The following is a 17,000-nucleotide window of genomic DNA, read 5'->3' on the forward strand; positions in this document are numbered from 1 at the left end:
GGACGCCGCGGACGAGCGTGCCGCGAGCTAGCACGATTCGGGCGTGTCTTTTTCGTCGCCGAGACCTAACGAGAAGTCGTGTCTGCGCTGACCGTCCGCATCGACCCCCACGTGCACTCGGAAGGCTCGTACGACGCGCACGACCCGGTGGAGCTCATCTTGGAGCAGGCCGCCGAAATCGGGTTGGACGCCGTCGTCGTCACCGACCACGACGTCATCGACGAGTCCCTTCGAGCGGCGCAACTCGCGCCGATGTACGGCCTCGTCGGCATCCCCGGCGTGGAAGTCTCGACGGCCGACGGCCACCTCCTCGCGCTCGGCGTGGAGGAGCTTCCGCCGCGGCGTCGCCCGCTGGACGAGACGGCCCGCTGGGTGCGCGAGCGCGGCGGCGTCGCCATCGTCCCGCACCCGTTCCAGCGGAGCCGACACGGCATCGGTCGCCGTCGGCTCGGCCGGTATCACGACGCCGCGGGCGGCGACGCCTTCGACGCCATCGAGACGTACAACTCGTGGCTCTTCACGGGCTACAAGAACCGCCGCGCCCGCCGGTTCGCCGCGAAGCGCCAGTACCCCGGCGTCGCCGGGAGCGACGCCCACAAAGTCGGGTACGTCGGCCGCGCCTACACGGAAATCGACATCTCCGACGTGTCGCGGGCCTCCCTCACCGCCGACGACATCTTGGACGCCATCCGAAGCGGTTCGACCGAGGTGCAGGGCCGCCGGACGCCGATTCCGACGAGCACGAAGCACTACGCCGGTGCGGCCGGCCGGAAGTCCGCGTACTACGCCAAGCGCGGGGCGCTCGGGAGCGCGCTCCTCGCCAAGAAGGGCGCGTTCAGGTCCGGCTACTACGCGAAACTCGGCGCGCTCAAAAGCGGGTCGCTGGCGAAGACGGGCGTCGCGCAGGCCGCGCGGATGCTCTACCGGCTGTCGCCGCTGTCGCGGTAGCGGACTGATGTGACGCGGACGGCGGCGCGGGCGTCGAAACGCGCGTTTTGTTCTCTACCTCAGTCGTCAGAACTCACGAGTTCCTCGTACTGCGCGCCGGTCTGCTTGAGCTTCGCCGTCGAATACAGTCGCTCGTGGTCGAACGGCAGGTGGTCGGCCGCGAGTTCGTCTATCTTCTCGTCGACGGCGTCGGCGTCCCGGCCGTGAATCATGGTAAAGAGGTTGTACTCCCAGCCCTGCTCGGGACGGCGCGGCCGGTGGTAACAGAGCGTGACGTACGGGAGACTCCCGACGGCCTCGCCGCGGGCGTCGAGCTCGTCGTCGGGGACGTTCCAGACGACCATGCAGTTGTTCCGAAAGCCCGTGACGATGTGGTTGACGACACAGCCGATGCGCTTGATACAGCCGTCCGCGAGCAGGCGCTCGACGGCGACGAGCACGTCGTCGACCTCGGCGTCAAGGGCGTCGGCCACGTCGCTGTAGGGCGTCTTCGACAGCGGGAACCCGCCCTGAATCTCCACGAGCAGGCGGGCTTCGAGCGCCGAGAGGTCGCCGGTCGCGTCCTCGGAGATGCGGGTGGCGCTCACGTCGGTCGCGCCGAGGCTCTCGCGTGCGAAGCGGTCGTCGTTGACGATGGGGAACTCGAGGTCGATGTAGTAGTCGGTAAGCATCGGGAGGTTCAACACCGCACAGCCCGTTCGCTCCTCGATTTCGGCGAGGATGCGGTCGCGCGTCTCGCGGGAGCCGGCGGTGACGACGAACCACATGTTCCACTCGTGGGCGCGGCGGTAGTTGTGGTTCACCTGCCGGTAGCCGTTGACGAGCTCGGCGACCTCGTCGAAGCGTTCCTCGGGCGCCGAGACGGCCGCGAGGGTCGAACTGCCGATGACCGGCGGATTGAGAACCGGCCCGAACCGCCGGAAGACGCCGTCTTCGCGGAGCCGACGGACGCGGTCGAGGGCGTCGTCCTCGTCGATGCCTAACTCCGCGGCGACGACGCGGAACGGCCGCTGTTCGACCGGGAAGCCGCTTTGGTATTCGTCGATAAGCGCCGCATCGACCTCGTCGATGTCGTCCCGCCAATCGTCCGACAACGCGCTCATTACCCGGCGTTAGGAGTCGGGAAGCCTATCGCTTTCGGACGGCGCGGACGCTCCCGGGCGACGGGACCGAACGGGACGTTTTTTGACCGCTCGCGCGAACACAGGCGCATGGCAGTAGTCGAAAGCGAGTTCGGGGAATGGCCGCTGAAGCGTCTGATGACGGAAGTCGTCGGCACGGGCACGAAGTCCGCCGAGGACATGAACCGCGAGCAGGCGACCGAGGCGATGCGCCGCATCCTCGCCGGCGAACCGGACCACACGACGCTCGGGGCGTTCTGGCTCGCCAACCGCTGGAAGCACAACAACGCGGAGGAACTCGCCGCCTACGCCGACGTGATGGCCGAACACGTCGAGTACGCCGAGCCCGACGCCGACCCGGTCGACTGCGGCGCGAACTACGACGGCAAGGGCAAGACCGCCATCCTCGGCGTCGCCGCCGGCGTCGTCGCCGCCGCGGCCGGCACGCCCGTCGTCGTCCACTCCGGCGACCGCGTCCCGACACAGAAGCAGGACGCCTACAAGCACGTCCTCGACGAACTCGGCGTCCGCACGGAACTCGACCCCGAGGAGTCCGCCGACATGGTCGACGACACCGGCTTCGGCTTCTACTACCAGCCGCGATTCAACCCCGCCATCCACGCCCTCTGGGAGCGCCGCGACAACATGGGCGTCCGGACGTTCGTCAACACCGTCGAGACCATCGCCAACCCCGCGAACGCCGCGGTTCACCTCGGGTCGTTCTACCATCTCGCGTTCGCCAAGAAGATGGTCGACACCTTCGAGACGAGCGAGCACCACGACCTCGACCGCGTGCTCATGTTCCAGGGGATGGAGGGCTACGACGACATCCGCCCCGGCTACACGAAGGTCGCCGAGTGGACCGCCGGCGACGACGGCGACGCCACCTTCGACGACTTCGACATCGAGACCGCCGAGTACGGCATGGACTTCGAGTACGACGACCTCGGCGTCGACGAGGACGACGTGGCCGGCGACTCCGCCGAAATCACGGAAGCCGTGCTCGCCGGCGACCGCGAGGACCGCTTCGCCGACGCCGTCGCTCTCAACGCGGCGCTCCGCATCTACGCCCGCGAGGACGCCGACAGCATCGACGAGGGACTGGAACTGGCCCGCGAGACCATCGCCTCCGGCGACGCGGAAGCCGTGCTCGAAGACCTGCGCGCGTTCTAACGCCGACTCGAACGCGCTCGCTTCGACACGTCGGTCTCGCTAGTTCGACCGACCCGCGTTTCTCTAGATGTCGAGGTCGCCGTCGGCCTCGCCGAAGGGGTCGTCCCCCTCGATGTCGCTCTCGCCGTCGTCCAGCGGGAGCGCGATGCCGACGAGCGTCTCGCCGGCCGTGACGGTCGCCTCGCGGGCGATAGAGTAGACGATGCCCGCGCGCTCGGCTTCGACCTCTTGGAGCACCTCGTAGGTTGTCGGGTCGTACACCCAGCCGAGGTGGTCGCCGGGGCGGACCTCGCGGGCGAGTTCGACGTCCTCGCGGGCGACGAACAGCCCCGAGGCGTCGGCGGTGACGCGGCCGAGGTGGTTGCGGTAGGTGCGGCCGTCCCACGGCTCGACCGCGCCCGAGAGGATGCCCATGTCGCGGCAGACGTTGAGAAGGCCCTCGACGCCGGCGACGATGGCCGGCTCGACGAGCTGTTTGTTGTGGGCGAGTTCGGGCGTGATAGAGGGGATGCCCGCGTTCGTGGCCGCGACGCGGAGTTTGCCGTCGAAGCTCCGTTCGGTCCACTCGTCGTCGGCCTCGTCGCCCGCGGCCTCCGCGAGGAGGACGTCGACGCCGAACGCCCGCGCGAGGTCGCGGGACGACTCGTTGCCCCGGAGATAGACGGTGTGAGTGAGCATGTCCGGACTCCCGGTGTGGAGGTCGACGATGGCGTCGGCGTCGCTGATGTACTCCCAGAGCTTCGCGGCCATGCGCTGGTGGAGCGAGCCGTCGGCGTCGCCCGGCCAGACGCGGTTCATGTTGGAGTTGACGGAGTCGAGCACCTCGGGGGTGACGTAGGAGACGCGGTCGAACGTCAGCGGGTCGGCGACGGGGACGGCGACGACGCGCCCCGAGAGCTCCGCGCGTTCGAGGCGGCCGTGCAGTCGGCGGAGCACTTCGGTGCCGTTGATTTCGCGCCCGTGCTGGGCGGCCTGCACGTAGAGCGTCGGGCCGTCGGTCCCGTCTTTTGGTTCGTAGGTGTGAACTGTCGTCTGTACCGGGACGCCGGAGGGGAGGCGAGTGAGCGTCACGGTCTCCGCGGTGTGCATATCCGACGCATCGCGGTGGGGTATCTTGTAGTTAGGGGAGCGAGAAAAGCGGACGGCGCGGGGCGACCGTCAGTTCCGGTCGTCCGACGTGTCGATGCCGAACGGGAGATACAGCGGACACGTCCGGCGGAACCCGGTCACGAGCAGGATGACGCCGACGGCGGCGACGAACGCGGCACCGAGCGCCGCGGGCACTGGCCCGAACCCGAGCGAGAACAGCCCCGCGTAGCTTCCGACCCCGCCGATGACGAACAGCGTACCGAGCGCGAGGCGAACAGTCCGGTCGAGCGTGCCGACGTTTCGTACCATACAGTAGTGCTTGTTGTCCGCAATACATTAACGTGGCGTCGGTTCTCAGTCGACGAGTCGAAAAATCGCGTCGCGTATCTCCCGGCGGTCTCAGTCGTCAGCGGGCGACCCACCGGGCGAATCGCTCGCGGTCCGGGAGAAGTAGCTCGCGAGGAGCGGACCGGTGATATTGTGCCAGACGCTGAACAGCGCGGGCGGCAGGGCGGCGGCGGGCGAGAAGAACGACAGCGCGAGGGCCGCCGCCAGCCCGCTGTTCTGGAGGCCGACCTCGAACGTCGTCGTCCGGACGCGGTCCTCGGACATCCCGGCGAGGCGGCCGGTGCCGTAGCCGGTGCCGAGGCCGATGGCGTTGTGGAGGACGACGGCCCCGATGGCGGCCGCGCCCGCGCCGAGGATGGTGTCGACGTTGAGGCCGACGACGGCCGCGACGATGGCGACGATGCTCAGGACCGAGACGAGCGGGAACACGTCGAGGCCCACCTCGGCGACGTCGGGCGCGTTGCGGTCGAGCAGGTGGCGGAGCGCGAAGCCGAGCACGACCGGGATGAAGACGATTTGGACGATGTTGACGAACAGGTCCATGAAGCCGACCTGAAGCTGTTCGCCGGCGAGCGCGACGACCCACGCGGGCATGACGAGCGGCGCGGCCAGCGTGGTGACGGTCGTGATGGCGACCGAGAGCGCCACGTCGCCTTTCCCGAGGTAGGCCATGACGTTCGAGGCGGTGCCGCCGGGGGCCGCGCCGACGAGGATGACGCCGACGGCGAGTTCCGGCGGGAGAGACAGGACGACCGTGAGCGCGTAGGCGGCGGTCGGCATGATGAGCCACTGGGCGAGCGCGCCGATGGCGACGTCTCGCGGGCGCTCCGCGAGTCGACGGAAGTCCACGGGCTGGAGCGTCAGTCCCATCCCGAGCATGATGAGCCCGAGGAGCGGCGAGATGTACGGCGCAATCCACGTGAACAGGTCCGGTTGCGCCAACGCGGCGGCCGACGCGAGGAGCACGAGGCCGACGAAGTAGGTGTTTGCGAGTTCCGACAGGCGTTCGAGAGTCGAGCGGGCGTTCATTCCGACCGCCCTCCGTCGAATTGTGGTGTCATCTCACACCACTCGGTCGCGGGGGAGGAAAACGTCTGTCGGTGTGACAGTCGGGAAAGCCGACAGGACGACGCGGGCCGAGCGCGAACGTGTCACCGACGGCGGACAAAGGGTCGTGCCACCGGTGACGAACCGGAAGGCGGCACGGTTTTCACTCGCCCGCCCGACGGGGCGAGTATGAGCGACAACCCAACGGCCACGCTCCACACGAACAAGGGCGACATCGCGGTCGAACTCTTCGAGGACAAGGTCCCGAACACGGTCGAGAACTTCGTCGGCCTCGCGACGGGCGAGAAGACCTGGGTCCACCCCGAGACGGACGAGACGATGGAGGGCGAACCCCTCTACGAGGACATCCTCTTTCACCGCATCATCTCGGAGTTCATGATTCAGGGCGGCGACCCGACGGGAACCGGCCGCGGCGGCCCCGGCTACACCTTCGACGACGAGTTCCACTCGGACCTCAGCCACGACGGCCCCGGCGTGCTCTCGATGGCGAACCGCGGCCCCAACACGAACGGCTCGCAGTTCTTCATCACGCTCGACGCCCAGCCCCACCTCGACGGCAAACACGCCGTCTTCGGGAAGGTCACCGACGGCATGGACGTCGTCGAGGACATCGGCTCGGTCCCGACCGACAGCAACGACAAGCCGGTGTCCGACGTGGTCCTCGAATCGGTCGATATCGAGCAGTAAGCGCCTCAAAGCCATCACCTCGACCGGCGGTACGCGCCCGGACGCTATCTACTCGCGTTCGCTGGCACGACGGTCCGGCCTCCGGTCGACCCGCCGGCGCGGTCGAGCCACGCCGGTCGCGTGACCGTCGTCTCGCCGACCGCGTCGTACGCGAACCAGACCTCGACGCCGAGGCCGTCGCGGGTCTCGTAGGTGACGCGCATCGAGCGGACGAACCCGTCTTCTTCGACGACCGCTTGGACCCGATAGCCGCGCGACCGCGGGAAGTCGGTGCCGCGGCCCTCGATTCGGTACAGCGCGGGTCCGAGTTCGGGTTCAGGTTCGGCGGCCGCGTTCGCCGCGCGCTCCACGCGCGTCACACTCGTCTCGTCTGCCGAGAGGTACCACTCGAGGTAGCGGGCGGCGCGCGAGGCCTGCCGTCCCGGTCCGTCGCGCACGTCGGCGTCGAGGACGCGGGCGGCGACACCGTCCGGTTCGGCGGGGCGGCGGGCGTAGCGCGTGGTCCCGTCCGCGTAGGAGTCCTCCGAGGCGGTCGGGCGCGGGAACGCCCTGAGTTGTCCGGCGCGACCCACCTCGGAGACGTAGACGTTCGGGGCCTCGACGCGGACGACCTCCACCTCGCGGCCCGTCTCGTCGCCGGCGATGGACTCGCGGTAGCCGAGCGTCCAGCGGTACGACCGGTTCGCCGCGGCCCGGCGGTGGGCCGCCGCGAGGCGCGTCGCGTTCTCGACGCCCGCGGTGCTCACGCCGGGGGCGACCGCCCGCGATTCGGGAGTCGGCATCGGCTCGGAGGTCGTCGTCGCGGCCGGCGTCGAGGACGGTGGTTGCTGGCCGCCGAACGCCTCGCCGAGCACCGGCACGCCACCCGGACCGGCGGTCACGACGACCGCCGCGACGAGAAGGGCGACGAAGACAAGCGGCGCGACCGGAAGCGACGAGAGCGAGGAAAGCCGCCGACGGAGCGACGCGAACGCCCCGCCCGAGTCGTCAGCGCCGCCGGCACCGCCGTCGCCACCCGGTAGGTCGGCGAGTCGGACGCCGAAGTGGTCGGCGACGAGGTCGTCGCCGCGGCCCTCCGGGAGACCGTACCGGACGAGGTCGTACAGGTCGTCGACCGAGAGAATCCGAGCGTCGTTGGGGGCCGCGCGCCGGGTTCGCGCGGGGTCGCCGAGCGCGACGACGACCGTCGCCTCGGCCGGAACCGACGGCGACGGGCGGAACCGCGAGCGCGAGACCACCGCGAGTCGGTCGGTTCGGTCGCCTCTGCGAGCGACGACGAGGTGACTTTCGACGGTCGTCGCCCATCCGCGGGCGGCCCAGAGGTCGGCGAGGAACCGGCGGCGGTCGCTGGGACTGGCGGCGCGAATCAGGTCCCCGAAACGCGAGCGACGGGACTGCCGCATCGCCCGAAGTTAGGGCTCGATGGCGAAAGAATCACCGGGGGCGCTGAGGGGCGGGTCGGTCGGGTTCGGGCGGCACTGACGCGGTCGAGCCCGTCCCGACCTCGCCGAGTTAGCGGTCCGTCGCGTTCTCGTACTCCGACAGGCGGGCCGACACCTGTTCGTCCATCGTCGCCAACACGGCGTCGAGGTCGCGGCCGTCGAACAGTTCGGACAGCCCCTCCGACACGATGGTCCTGACGGTCGTGAAGGGGCCGACGCGAGCGCCGCGGGTGGCCGGCGTGTCGTCGGTCTCGGCCAGTTGGTCGAACGCGACCGCGAAGCCGGGGTGCTCGTCGAACCAGCCGTCGTCGCGGAGGAGGTCCCGCGTCCGGCGGTGGACCGGGAAGTAGCCCGTCCGGCGGTGCCAGCGACGCTGTTGTTCGGGCCGGGTGAGCCACGCGATGAACTCGCCCGCGGCGGCCCGTTTCCGGGATGCGACGCCGTCTGCAACCCACAGCGACGCACCGCCGACGACCACGCCCTCGCGCGACGACTCGGGGGCGGGGTACCGGCCGACCTCGGCGGTGAACCCGCGGTCTGCGGCCCCGCGAACGACCGACGCGGCGCTCGAACTGGAGTCCACGAGCATCGCGGCGCGGCCGTCGAGGAACGCCTCGCGCGCGTCCCGGCGGGCCTCGACGCCGGGGTCGTACAGCAGGTCGTTGCGTTCGAGGTCGCGCCACCACTCGAACACCCGCGTTCCGACCGGGCCGTCGAGGTGCGAGGTGCGGGCGGTGCCGCTCCGCCCGTTGTCGGCGTCGAAGAGGCACTCGCCGGCGGCGGCGAACCACTGCTCGACGAACCAGCTGTAGTTCGCCCACGTCGCGCCGTAGTCGACGTTCCCGCTCGCCTTCAGCGTCGCCGCGGCCGAAGTGACCTCGTCGAACGTCCCCGGGGGGTCGTCGGGGTCGAGTTCAGCTCGCTCGAACGCGTCGGCGTTGTAGTACAACACGGGGTTGGAGGCGTTGAACGGCATCGACCAGAGCGCGCCGTCGTGGCGGTAGTAGTTGGCGATTTCGGGAACGAGTTCGCCCGCGGACGCCCCGTCGGGGAGCACCGACTCGACCGGGGTGAACGCCCCGCTGTCGAGGGCGCGCTGGGTGCCGACCTCGTACAGTTGTGCGATGGTCGGCGGCGTCCCCGACCGGGCCGCGGCGAGCGTCGCGTCGAACGTGCCGCGGTAGCTCCCCTTCGACGCGGTGTCGACGCGGACGCCGTCGTGGTCGGCGTTGAACTCGTCGACGAGCGACTCCAGAACCTCGGCCTTGTCGCCGGACATGCCGTGCCAGAACTGAACGACGGTCTGGCGCGACTCGCTCGCCTCGCCGTGGAGGCGGTAGTCGTCGATGGACTCTTGAAGGTGGTCGGCTTGGTCGGAAAGCGCGCCAATCTTCGCCACCGCCTCCGAGAGCGACACCGTCTGCCGACGGGCCGACCCCGCGGCGTCGACCGCGAGCGCCGCGGTCTCGTCGCTTATCTCGCCGACGCCGTCGGCCTGACTCACGACCTCTTGGGAGGTCGCCGCCTGCGAGTCCGTGGCGTCGGAAATCTCGTGGAGGCTTCCGTTCGTCTCCTCGAGGTCGGAGACGACGCCGTCGAGTGCCGACAGCGCGTCCTGAATCGTCTCGCTCCCCTCGTCGAGGCGGTCGCTCGTGTCGGTGATGTCGTCGACCGTCGCGGCCGACTCCGCGCGAACCGTCTCGATGGTCGATTCGATGTCGGCGGTCGCGGTCTGCGTCTCCTCGGCGAGCGCCTTCACCTCGTCGGCGACGACGGCGAAGCCCGCGCCCGCGTCGCCGGCGCGGGCGGCTTCGATGGAGGCGTTGAGCGCGAGGATGTTCGTCTGCTCCGCGATATCGGAGATTTTGGTCGCGATGCCGGTGATGTCGTCGATTCGGTCGTCGAGTTCAGCGACGCGCTCGACGGTCGCGTCGGTCCGCTCGCCGATGGCCGCCAACTCGTCGATGGCGGTCTCGGCGGCGCGCTTGCCGCGGTCGCCGCGCGCGACGGCCTCGTCGGTCGCGTGCCTGATTTCGTCGGCGGAGGCGGCGACCTCCTCGATGGTCGCCGAGAGGTTCCGCATCTCGTCTGCGACCTCCTCGACGCTCTCGCTTTGCCGGCGCGCGCCCGCCGCGATGTCGTCGACGGAGCCTGCGACCGACCGGCTCTCCTCGCGGCTCTCCTCGGCGGCGTCGGCCACGATTCGGGTCGACGCCGAGACCTGGTCGGCGAAGGCGTCGACGGTCCGCATGGCGGTCTGCCACTCCTCGAACAGTTTGTTGAGAGCGCGGGCGTGGCGCGCGAGCGCCGGGTCGTCGGGGACGTCGACCCGGACCGTCAGGTCGCCCTCGATACAGCGTTCGATAGCCGCGGAGAAGTCGTCGAGGTCGTCGAGCGCGGTGGCGGTCGACGGCGACGACGCGTCGGCACCGTCGACGACGGGGTGCGAGTCCCCGCCGCCCGACTCGGCGACGACCGAGGGGGGTCCCCCGCCGTCGCTCCGCGCGTCCTCGTGCGCCGGCGCGTCTGCGGCGTCCGATTCGGATTCGTCTTCGGTCGCGCGCGAACCGAGCGCGGCCCGGACGGTTGCGCGAACCGACGACACTCGGCTCCGGAGGTGGCTGTCGTCGTCCATTAGTCCAGAAATTCTCTGGTTGATGATAAGACCACGCCCTCGGGTATCATATCTGAGAACAGATTCGTGACTGTCGGTGGATTCACCGACGTCCCGGTCGTCGGAAGCGCCCCACTGAGTCCGGATTCCCCGAAGAGAATACAGTACGTACAGTCGCCGTGTCTCCGAGAGAGCGCGCGGAAGATGCGCTTCGGAGGACGTACCAGAACACCGAGGCGTCGCGCGGGGCCGGCCCGTGGTGTCGCCGCGCGACCGACAGCGCAAAGACCACCGCGCGGCAAGGGCCGACGATGAGCGAGGAGTCCGACCGTCCGAAGCCGAGCGACTTCGGAACCGACGAGAACGCCCCACCGGTCGACGAAAAGCCCTACAAGATAATCTTCGAGGCGAACAAGTGCTTCGGGGCCGGCCGGTGCGCGGAGGTCGCCGACAACTGGGAGATGGACCTCGAAACCGGCCTCGCCCGCGCCAAATCCTACTTCGTCGGCGAGGACGAACTCGACGAGAACGTCGACGCGGCGGAGGTCTGCCCGGCGAAGAAGGGCCGCGGCGTCATCCACGTCATCGACCGCCGGACCGACGAGGAGCTATCGCCGAACCCGCACGGCGACGGGACGCTTTCCGTCGACTGGTAAAGCGAAAGCACTTTTCACCCCCTCGAAGAACGGAAGAGTGCGCGGGGGTGGCTGAGCCAGGCCAAAAGCGGCGGACTTAAGATCCGCTCCCGTAGGGGTTCGCGAGTTCGAATCTCGTCCCCCGCATTTTCATCGCCGAGCGACGGCGAGGCGTGAAAACCCAACGACGAATTTGAACTCGGGAGCGGAGCGAACAAAGCGACGCGTCCGGTCGCGCGTGAACGCGGGAGCGACGCGTCCGGCGCTCAGACGAGACGTCGAGCCGGCGGCCCCGACCACGTTATCCCGGTTCCCCGCCAAGTGTACGAATGGTTTCGACGCGCAGACACCGCTACTCGGAGGGGCAGGGGTTCGGCGAGCCGTACGATGGGTTCGACCTCGACCCGCCGACGTACCGGGTGAACGGGCGGCTCGTCGACCCGGCGGACGACCACGCCCTCGCCGAACTGGTGGACGAAGCGGGAATCGACCCCGAGGCGGTCGACCCGGCGGCGCTCGTCGAGGTCGGACTGGCCTACGCCGCCGTCGAGGAGTACGAGCAGGCCGTCGACAGCTTCGGACGCGCGGTCGCCTACGCCGACGAGGACTCCCCGACGGCGTGCGAGGCGTGGGTGAACAGGGGCGTCGCCCACGCCCAACTCGGCGAGTACGACGAGGCGGTCGGCGCGTACCGCGAGGCGCTCCGCATCGACGGCGACGGCGAACACGCCGCGGCCGCGGAGACGAACCTCGCGTACGCGCTGTGGGAACTCGGCGACTCGTCGGCCCCGCTCGACCGCGCCGAGCGCGCCGTCGAACTCGACCCGCGGCTCCCGCAGGCGTGGTACAACCGCGGCTTCTTCCTCGCCGAGCGCGGCCTCCACGAGGAGGCAGTCCGCTGTTTCGACGCCGCCATCGCCCTCGGGATGCGCGACGCCTCGGTGCGGGGCGAACGCGAGCGATCCACGCGTTCCTCGAAGCTGACGCCGTCGAGAGCGAGACCGAAGCGCGGGAAAGCGCGGCCCCGGAACGCGCCCGCGACGCGGAGGCCGAGACGCGCGAGCCCGCCGCCGACGCGGCTGACCCGGACGTGAGAGAGCGAGGCGAGTAGGGCCGCACCCACAACTATTTTGACAGTTCGAATAATGAGATGTAATTAGTCGTGACGCCCGGACACCTCATCACGCGATTCGACGCCGCGCTCCTCGGCATGGCCGTCTGTCTCCTCGCGGGGGCCGTCGTCGGTGCCGTGTCCACCCTCCCGACGTCGGTGGCCGCAGGCGGCGGCGCGACCGGTGCCGCCGCCCTCGCGCTCGGCGTCACCGCGAGCGAACTGTAGCCGGTTCTCGGAACTCGTAACTCGGTACGTGAGACGGGTGCCGTTTTTTCTCTCAGTGGCATGAAGCTCGCCACGCTGGACCTCGCCACCGACGACTCGGGCGGAGACGTGTCTGTCGAGGACCGAACCGACTCGGGTGAACGCGAACCTGCCGGCGACGGTCCGGGCGAGACCTGACGCGGCCGCGTCGCTGGCGGAGTGTTACTGTTCGGCTGTCGCTCGGGTCGGTGTTCGATTCGAGCGCGCGAACGCGAGCCGGCGGCTCTCAGGTGTGAGTTTCGTGAGAAAGGGATAGGCAGCCGCACGGGAGCGGCCCGCGCGGCGAATGCCGCCCTAGATTGGTCCCCGCTGACGCTTCGGCCCTCCAAAGCGAAGCGTCACCTGAACGGAGTGCGGCGAGATACTTAAACGTGCCGCCATTCGCCCAAAACCGCCGCAGACGGGCGATTCGAGCGGGCTCGCGACACAACGGGCTTTTCTCCCGTCGGGACCTTCGTCCGGGTATGAGCGAAGACGACATCCCCGGTCGCGTCCGCCGCGCGTTCGGCGACCACGGGTCGTTCGAGCGGGTCGACGACCAGACGTTCGAGTCCGTGACGACGCCGTTCGACGGCACTGTCGGCGTCGCGGCGCAGGACAGCGGCCACGTCGAGTTCGACGTGGAGGTCCGCGTCCCGATGCTCTCCGCGGTCGCCGACGACGTGGCCCCCGTGGTCGAAGACGGCTGGTACGAGACGTTCGAACGCCGCCTCGAAGACGTGGGCGGCGTCGTCGCCGGCGACCACGACCTCGACCCCGACGTGACCCGGGCGGGCGACGAGGCGGTCGTTCGGGCGAGTTTCGCCGACATCAACGAGCGCCGCGGCGTCGACGACGCCGGCGCGGTCATCGACTACGTCGAGGGCACGTTCGTCGAGGGTATCATCCCCGGCTACGACTACGGCGAACCGGTGACGAGCCTCATCCAGAACGCGAGAGACGCCGCCGGCGCGGGCTTCTGAGGAACAGTCGGGACGGGTCGAGTCGCGCCCGTTCGGGCCGCCGCGCGGGACGTGCGCCGACTCAGTCCATCGCGATGTACGTCTGGGTGTCTTCGATGCCCGACACCGACTGGATGCCGCCGGCGATGTCCTTTACTTCGGTGGGCGATTCCACCTCGACTTTGACGATGAAGTCCACGTCGCCGGCGACGATGTGGACGCTGACGATGCCGTCGGAGACGGCCAAGAGGTCCTGTTTCAGTTGGTCGATGCCGCCGGAGACGGGCGCGGCCTTGACCATGATGTAGGCGTAGACCATCGTCACGCACCCCCCGCCGCGGTGGCGACTTCGTCGCCGACGAGCAGTTGTCGCACGTCGTCGAGCACGTCGAAGTCCGCGAGGACGGCCACGCGGTCACCCGTCTCCAGCGAGTCGTCCGAAAGCGGGATACCCATCGGCTCGTCTTTCTTCCCGAACGCGAGGATGCGGGCGTTCGCCGGGAGCGCCACCTCCTCGATGCTGTAGCCGTTCATCGGTGACCCCTCCGTCACCGTCACGAGGATGACCTGCAGGTGTTGGGCGATGTCGGCGATGGCGCGGATGGAGCCGCCGAGAAGCGCGTTCTTCGCGCCGATAGCGCCGAGGCGTTCGGGGTAGACGATTTCGTCGACCTCCTTGGCGTACTTCTGGTACACCTCCTCGCGGTAGTCCTCGTCGACCCGGAGCACCGTCCGACAGCCGAAGTGCTTGCCGATCATGCAGGCCGCGAAGTTCACGTTGAGGTCGGCGGTGAGCGCACCGAGGGCGTCGACTGCCTCGATACCGGCCTCGACGAGCACCTCCTCGCGGGAGCCGTCGCCTTCGACCACGTCGAAGTCCGCCTCGCGGGCCCGCTTGACCCGGTCGCGGTCCAACTCCACCAAGACGATGTCGTGACCCTCCTCGCGGAGGACGCGAGCGGTGCGCAGCCCAACCCGTCCAGCACCAATGATAACGAACCGCATGATAAGACGGTATGTCGGCGGAGGCAAATAACCTTCCCCCGGTTGGGGCGAGCGGGCCGTCCCCGGTCGAAGCAAGGCTTTTGACCACAGTGGTAGAATATCTCACGCATGGTTCACGCGTTCATCATGGTGAAGACCGGAGCCGGCGAGTCGGAGCGGTTGCTCGGTCCCATCCGCGACTTCGAGACGGTGACCGAGGCCCACATCGTCGCGGGCGCGTACGACGTCATCGCCGAGGTCGACACCGACGCGGTCTACGAGGTGCTGAAGACGGCGTCGAGTCGCGTGCAGAGCTTAGAGGGCGTCGCCGACACGAAGACGTACATCTCCTTGGACGACTGAGGGGCCGAACGCGGCTCAGCGCTCGATGTCGAACGGCCCGTTGCGCTCGACGAACGCGACGTGGTCCTCGCGCTGGCGGGCGAGCTCCGGCGGCAGTTCCTCATAGACGTTGTCGAACAGCTCGTCGGTCCCCGGCTCGGGCGTCGCCTCGGCGCGCTCGACTGCCTCGCGCAGTTCCTCGTCCGCGTCGTCGCGCATGGCCTCGACGGCCGCGTCGTCGACGACGCCCTCCTCGCGGCAGAACGACTCGAAGCGGTCGAGGGGGTCGCGCGTCCGCCACTCGGGGAGCTCCGGCTCGTCGTCGCGGTAGCGCGAGGGGTCGTCGGCGGTCGTGTGCGGCCCCTGCCGGTAGGTGAGGCTCTCGATGAGCACCGGCTCCCCGGCGCGCGCCTTCTCGAAGCCGCGCTCGACGGCCTCCCTGACCGCCAGCGGGTCGTTGCCGTCGACCTGCATCCCGTCGATGCCGTAGGCGTCGGCCTTGGCCGCGATGGACTCGCTCGCGGTCTGGCGCTCGCGGGGGAGCGAAATCGCCCAGCCGTTGTTCTCGCAGAAGAAGACGACCGGCGCGTCGAAGACGCCGGCGAAGTTCAGCCCCTCGTGGAAGTCGCCCTCGGAGGTCGCGCCGTCGCCGAAACAGACCAGCGCCGCGCGGTCGTCGCCGCGGTAGTTCGCGGCCATGCCGACGCCGGCGGCGTGGGGAATCTGGCTCCCGATGGGAACCGCCTGCGGGAACACCGGCACGTCGTGGTCGGAATCGTACTCGGCGTGACCGCGCCGAAAGAGGAAGATATCGCTCGGCGGGACGCCGCGGGCGAGTTGGAGGGCGTTGGACCGATAGGTCGGCAGTAACACGTCGTCGTCGCCCATGGCGTGGGCGGCCCCGATTTGGGAGGCCTCCTGTCCGCGGAACGGCGGGTAGCCGCTCATCCACCCGCGTCGCTGGAGGGCGAGTGCACGCTCGTCGAACCGTCGCGCTCGAATCATGTCGCTGAGGGCGGCGCGGGCGTCGTCTGCGGTGAAACCCGTGTCGTCCAGCCCGCGCTCTGCGATGAGTCGGTGCATGGCGGTGAGTCACGGTCCTTCGTGATAAACGTCACCCGTCTGCGGGACGGTCCGGGGCGGTCCGAGTCGGGCGGTTCGACAGCAGGCGGCGCGGGACGAGCGGGTCGCCGAGAGCGACAGGCCAAAGACCACCGCCCCCCTAAGTCGGTCATGGTCTCGGTGGTCAACCTCGTGCTCATGGGCGCGGTTATCGTCCTCCACACCCTCATCGCGGCGGTCATGACCCGCTTTTTCCGCCTGCGACTGAACACGCGGTGGGGGTCCGTCCTGTACGCCCTGTTTCTCATCCCGCTCGTGCTCTTCGTCTCGACGCTGGTGTTCTCCGGGGTCTTCAGCATCGGCGTGGACCTCGGCAGTCCGACGGCGGCGCTCGGCGTGATGATAGGGATGCCGCTCGCGCTCGGCTTCACCATCGACACGCTCTACGTTCCGCCGCCGGAAGCGTACGAGAACCTCCCGAACTCGCGGTGAGGCGCGAGCGGTCGGCGGTTAGCGTTCCGCGAGAATCTCTTCGAGCGCCGCCTCGACCGCGTCGAGCACGGCCTCCGGCGACTGCGTCGCGTCGACGCGGACGAACCGCTCCGGCTCGGCATCGATGAGTCGCTCGTAGTTGGCGCGCACGTCCGCGAGGTACGCCGCCTGTTCGAACTTGTTCGTCGAACCGCTCCGCGCGGCGGCCGTCTCGGGGTCGACGTCGAGGTAGATGGTCTTGTCCGGCGGGCGGGTAAAGGCCGCGTGGATGCCCATGATGTACTCCATCGGGCGGCGGAGGTCGCTGTCGCGGAGCGCGGCCGCCTGATAGGCGTACCGCGAGTCGGAGTAGCGGTCGGAGACGACGAGGTCCCCGTCGGCGAGCGCGGGCCGGACGACCCGCGAGAGGTGGTCGGCGTGGTCGGCGGTAAAGAGGAACAGCGTGGCCAGCGGGTCGGCGTCGTCGTCGTCGATGGCGCGGTTGACAGCCTCTCCGTACCACGAGTCCGACGTGGGCTCGCGCGTGAAGACGGCGTCGGGGTACGCGTCGTGGAGCGCCTCCCAGACGGTCGTCTTCCCGCTCCCGTCGAGCCCTTCGAGCGTGACGAGCATACCCCATCAACTCGGTGCTCCGGAAAAAGCGCGCCGAAGCGCGCCGCCGCAACGATAATGTCAA

18 protein-coding genes, 1 tRNA gene and 1 pseudogene are annotated in these 17,000 nt (G+C 69.3%); 10 read left to right on the forward strand and 10 right to left on the reverse strand.

Annotated elements, in window-relative coordinates; genetic code table 11:
* Positions 1-78 precede the first annotated feature (78 nt).
* Positions 79-948 carry a CehA/McbA family metallohydrolase gene (locus ACFQI8_RS16730; protein WP_390246791.1) on the forward strand — a complete coding sequence of 290 codons (870 nt, stop codon included), beginning with the start codon at positions 79-81 and terminating at the stop codon, positions 946-948.
* Between the two features lie 59 nt (positions 949-1,007).
* Here ACFQI8_RS16730 and ahbB read toward each other — a convergent pair whose 3' ends face one another.
* Positions 1,008-2,051 carry a siroheme decarboxylase subunit beta gene (ahbB, locus tag ACFQI8_RS16735; protein ID WP_390246793.1) on the reverse strand — a complete coding sequence of 348 codons (1,044 nt, stop codon included), beginning with the start codon at positions 2,049-2,051 and terminating at the stop codon, positions 1,008-1,010.
* Positions 2,052-2,159: 108 nt separating this feature from the next.
* On the opposite strand from ahbB, the gene ACFQI8_RS16740 reads away from it, so the two are divergent.
* Positions 2,160-3,242 (forward strand): anthranilate phosphoribosyltransferase, encoded by a 1,083-nt coding sequence (locus tag ACFQI8_RS16740; protein WP_390246795.1) that lies wholly within the window; start codon positions 2,160-2,162, stop codon positions 3,240-3,242.
* Positions 3,243-3,305: 63 nt separating this feature from the next.
* On the opposite strand, the gene ACFQI8_RS16745 is transcribed toward ACFQI8_RS16740, so the two are convergent.
* From ACFQI8_RS16745 to ACFQI8_RS16755, 3 genes are all read right to left on the reverse strand, one after another.
* Complete coding sequence (locus tag ACFQI8_RS16745) at positions 3,306-4,331, reverse strand: succinylglutamate desuccinylase/aspartoacylase family protein (RefSeq protein ID WP_390246797.1); 1,026 nt, start codon at positions 4,329-4,331, stop codon at positions 3,306-3,308.
* Positions 4,332-4,400: 69 nt separating this feature from the next.
* Positions 4,401-4,640, reverse strand: a complete 240-nt coding sequence (locus tag ACFQI8_RS16750) for a YgaP family membrane protein (protein WP_390246799.1) — start codon at positions 4,638-4,640, stop codon at positions 4,401-4,403.
* Positions 4,641-4,730: 90 nt separating this feature from the next.
* Positions 4,731-5,708 carry a bile acid:sodium symporter family protein gene (locus tag ACFQI8_RS16755; RefSeq protein ID WP_390246801.1) on the reverse strand — a complete coding sequence of 326 codons (978 nt, stop codon included), beginning with the start codon at positions 5,706-5,708 and terminating at the stop codon, positions 4,731-4,733.
* A gap of 207 nt (positions 5,709-5,915) precedes the next feature.
* Between ACFQI8_RS16755 and ACFQI8_RS16760 the strand changes: the two genes are divergently transcribed.
* Positions 5,916-6,434: a peptidylprolyl isomerase gene (locus ACFQI8_RS16760; protein ID WP_390246803.1), complete on the forward strand. Its 519-nt coding sequence runs from the start codon at positions 5,916-5,918 to the stop codon at positions 6,432-6,434.
* A gap of 44 nt (positions 6,435-6,478) precedes the next feature.
* Here the strand turns inward: ACFQI8_RS16760 and ACFQI8_RS16765 are convergent, their stop codons facing one another.
* The gene (locus ACFQI8_RS16765; protein ID WP_390246805.1) at positions 6,479-7,837 is read right to left on the reverse strand and encodes a hypothetical protein; all 1,359 of its coding nucleotides are present in this window, start codon (positions 7,835-7,837) and stop codon (positions 6,479-6,481) included.
* 109 nt (positions 7,838-7,946) lie between these two features.
* Entirely contained in the window at positions 7,947-10,511 is a 2,565-nt protein-coding gene (locus tag ACFQI8_RS16770; protein WP_390246807.1) for an extracellular solute-binding protein, read from the reverse strand.
* A 290-nt stretch (positions 10,512-10,801) separates the two neighbouring features.
* Here ACFQI8_RS16770 and ACFQI8_RS16775 point away from each other — a divergent pair, with 290 nt between their 5' ends.
* The 5 genes and pseudogenes from ACFQI8_RS16775 (at position 10,802) to ACFQI8_RS16795 (ending at position 13,465) form a co-directional block, all read left to right on the forward strand.
* Positions 10,802-11,146, forward strand: coding sequence for a ferredoxin (locus tag ACFQI8_RS16775; protein ID WP_390246809.1), 345 nt, complete (start codon positions 10,802-10,804; stop codon positions 11,144-11,146).
* A 41-nt stretch (positions 11,147-11,187) separates the two neighbouring features.
* Positions 11,188-11,272, forward strand: a tRNA-Leu gene (locus ACFQI8_RS16780).
* A 182-nt stretch (positions 11,273-11,454) separates the two neighbouring features.
* Positions 11,455-12,236, forward strand: a pseudogene (locus ACFQI8_RS16785) (tetratricopeptide repeat protein).
* 51 nt (positions 12,237-12,287) lie between these two features.
* A complete protein-coding gene (locus tag ACFQI8_RS16790) occupies positions 12,288-12,464 on the forward strand; it encodes a DUF8015 family protein (protein ID WP_390246811.1) in 177 nt (58 codons plus the stop codon).
* Between the two features lie 503 nt (positions 12,465-12,967).
* Positions 12,968-13,465: a DUF5813 family protein gene (locus ACFQI8_RS16795; RefSeq protein ID WP_390246813.1), complete on the forward strand. Its 498-nt coding sequence runs from the start codon at positions 12,968-12,970 to the stop codon at positions 13,463-13,465.
* Positions 13,466-13,526: 61 nt separating this feature from the next.
* On the opposite strand, the gene ACFQI8_RS16800 is transcribed toward ACFQI8_RS16795, so the two are convergent.
* Both ACFQI8_RS16800 and ACFQI8_RS16805 read right to left on the reverse strand, forming a co-directional pair.
* The gene (locus ACFQI8_RS16800; RefSeq protein ID WP_390246815.1) at positions 13,527-13,763 is read right to left on the reverse strand and encodes an Lrp/AsnC ligand binding domain-containing protein; all 237 of its coding nucleotides are present in this window, start codon (positions 13,761-13,763) and stop codon (positions 13,527-13,529) included.
* Positions 13,764-13,765: 2 nt separating this feature from the next.
* The gene (locus ACFQI8_RS16805; RefSeq protein ID WP_390246817.1) at positions 13,766-14,449 is read right to left on the reverse strand and encodes a potassium channel family protein; all 684 of its coding nucleotides are present in this window, start codon (positions 14,447-14,449) and stop codon (positions 13,766-13,768) included.
* Positions 14,450-14,557: 108 nt separating this feature from the next.
* On the opposite strand from ACFQI8_RS16805, the gene ACFQI8_RS16810 reads away from it, so the two are divergent.
* Positions 14,558-14,791: an Lrp/AsnC ligand binding domain-containing protein gene (locus ACFQI8_RS16810; RefSeq protein ID WP_390246820.1), complete on the forward strand. Its 234-nt coding sequence runs from the start codon at positions 14,558-14,560 to the stop codon at positions 14,789-14,791.
* Positions 14,792-14,806: 15 nt separating this feature from the next.
* On the opposite strand, the gene ACFQI8_RS16815 is transcribed toward ACFQI8_RS16810, so the two are convergent.
* Entirely contained in the window at positions 14,807-15,853 is a 1,047-nt protein-coding gene (locus ACFQI8_RS16815) for a thiamine pyrophosphate-dependent dehydrogenase E1 component subunit alpha (RefSeq protein WP_390246822.1), read from the reverse strand.
* Positions 15,854-16,003: 150 nt separating this feature from the next.
* Between ACFQI8_RS16815 and ACFQI8_RS16820 the strand changes: the two genes are divergently transcribed.
* The gene (locus ACFQI8_RS16820) at positions 16,004-16,324 is read left to right on the forward strand and encodes a hypothetical protein (protein WP_390246824.1); all 321 of its coding nucleotides are present in this window, start codon (positions 16,004-16,006) and stop codon (positions 16,322-16,324) included.
* Positions 16,325-16,342: 18 nt separating this feature from the next.
* Here the strand turns inward: ACFQI8_RS16820 and tmk are convergent, their stop codons facing one another.
* Complete coding sequence (gene tmk, locus ACFQI8_RS16825; protein ID WP_390246826.1) at positions 16,343-16,936, reverse strand: dTMP kinase; 594 nt, start codon at positions 16,934-16,936, stop codon at positions 16,343-16,345.
* Positions 16,937-17,000 lie beyond the last annotated feature (64 nt).

The sequence above is a fragment of the Haloferax chudinovii genome (assembly GCF_042663345.1).
Classification (GTDB): domain Archaea; phylum Halobacteriota; class Halobacteria; order Halobacteriales; family Haloferacaceae; genus Haloferax; species Haloferax chudinovii.

Bases quoted from the DNA above. Each gene is read 5' to 3' on its own strand.
- ahbB (WP_390246793.1), bottom strand. From the start codon at position 2,051: ATGAGCGCGTTGTCGGACGATTGGCGGGACGACATCGACGAGGTCGAT.
- ACFQI8_RS16770 (WP_390246807.1), bottom strand. From the start codon at position 10,511: ATGGACGACGACAGCCACCTCCGGAGCCGAGTGTCGTCGGTTCGCGCA.
- ACFQI8_RS16805 (WP_390246817.1), bottom strand. From the start codon at position 14,449: ATGCGGTTCGTTATCATTGGTGCTGGACGGGTTGGGCTGCGCACCGCT.
- ACFQI8_RS16795 (WP_390246813.1), top strand. From the start codon at position 12,968: ATGAGCGAAGACGACATCCCCGGTCGCGTCCGCCGCGCGTTCGGCGAC.
- ACFQI8_RS16815 (WP_390246822.1), bottom strand. From the start codon at position 15,853: ATGCACCGACTCATCGCAGAGCGCGGGCTGGACGACACGGGTTTCACC.
- ACFQI8_RS16765 (WP_390246805.1), bottom strand. From the start codon at position 7,837: ATGCGGCAGTCCCGTCGCTCGCGTTTCGGGGACCTGATTCGCGCCGCC.
- ACFQI8_RS16755 (WP_390246801.1), bottom strand. From the start codon at position 5,708: ATGAACGCCCGCTCGACTCTCGAACGCCTGTCGGAACTCGCAAACACC.
- tmk (WP_390246826.1), bottom strand. From the start codon at position 16,936: ATGCTCGTCACGCTCGAAGGGCTCGACGGGAGCGGGAAGACGACCGTC.
- ACFQI8_RS16750 (WP_390246799.1), bottom strand. From the start codon at position 4,640: ATGGTACGAAACGTCGGCACGCTCGACCGGACTGTTCGCCTCGCGCTC.
- ACFQI8_RS16745 (WP_390246797.1), bottom strand. From the start codon at position 4,331: ATGCACACCGCGGAGACCGTGACGCTCACTCGCCTCCCCTCCGGCGTC.
- ACFQI8_RS16760 (WP_390246803.1), top strand. From the start codon at position 5,916: ATGAGCGACAACCCAACGGCCACGCTCCACACGAACAAGGGCGACATC.
- ACFQI8_RS16810 (WP_390246820.1), top strand. From the start codon at position 14,558: ATGGTTCACGCGTTCATCATGGTGAAGACCGGAGCCGGCGAGTCGGAG.
- ACFQI8_RS16800 (WP_390246815.1), bottom strand. From the start codon at position 13,763: ATGGTCTACGCCTACATCATGGTCAAGGCCGCGCCCGTCTCCGGCGGC.
- ACFQI8_RS16820 (WP_390246824.1), top strand. From the start codon at position 16,004: ATGGTCTCGGTGGTCAACCTCGTGCTCATGGGCGCGGTTATCGTCCTC.
- ACFQI8_RS16740 (WP_390246795.1), top strand. From the start codon at position 2,160: ATGGCAGTAGTCGAAAGCGAGTTCGGGGAATGGCCGCTGAAGCGTCTG.
- ACFQI8_RS16775 (WP_390246809.1), top strand. From the start codon at position 10,802: ATGAGCGAGGAGTCCGACCGTCCGAAGCCGAGCGACTTCGGAACCGAC.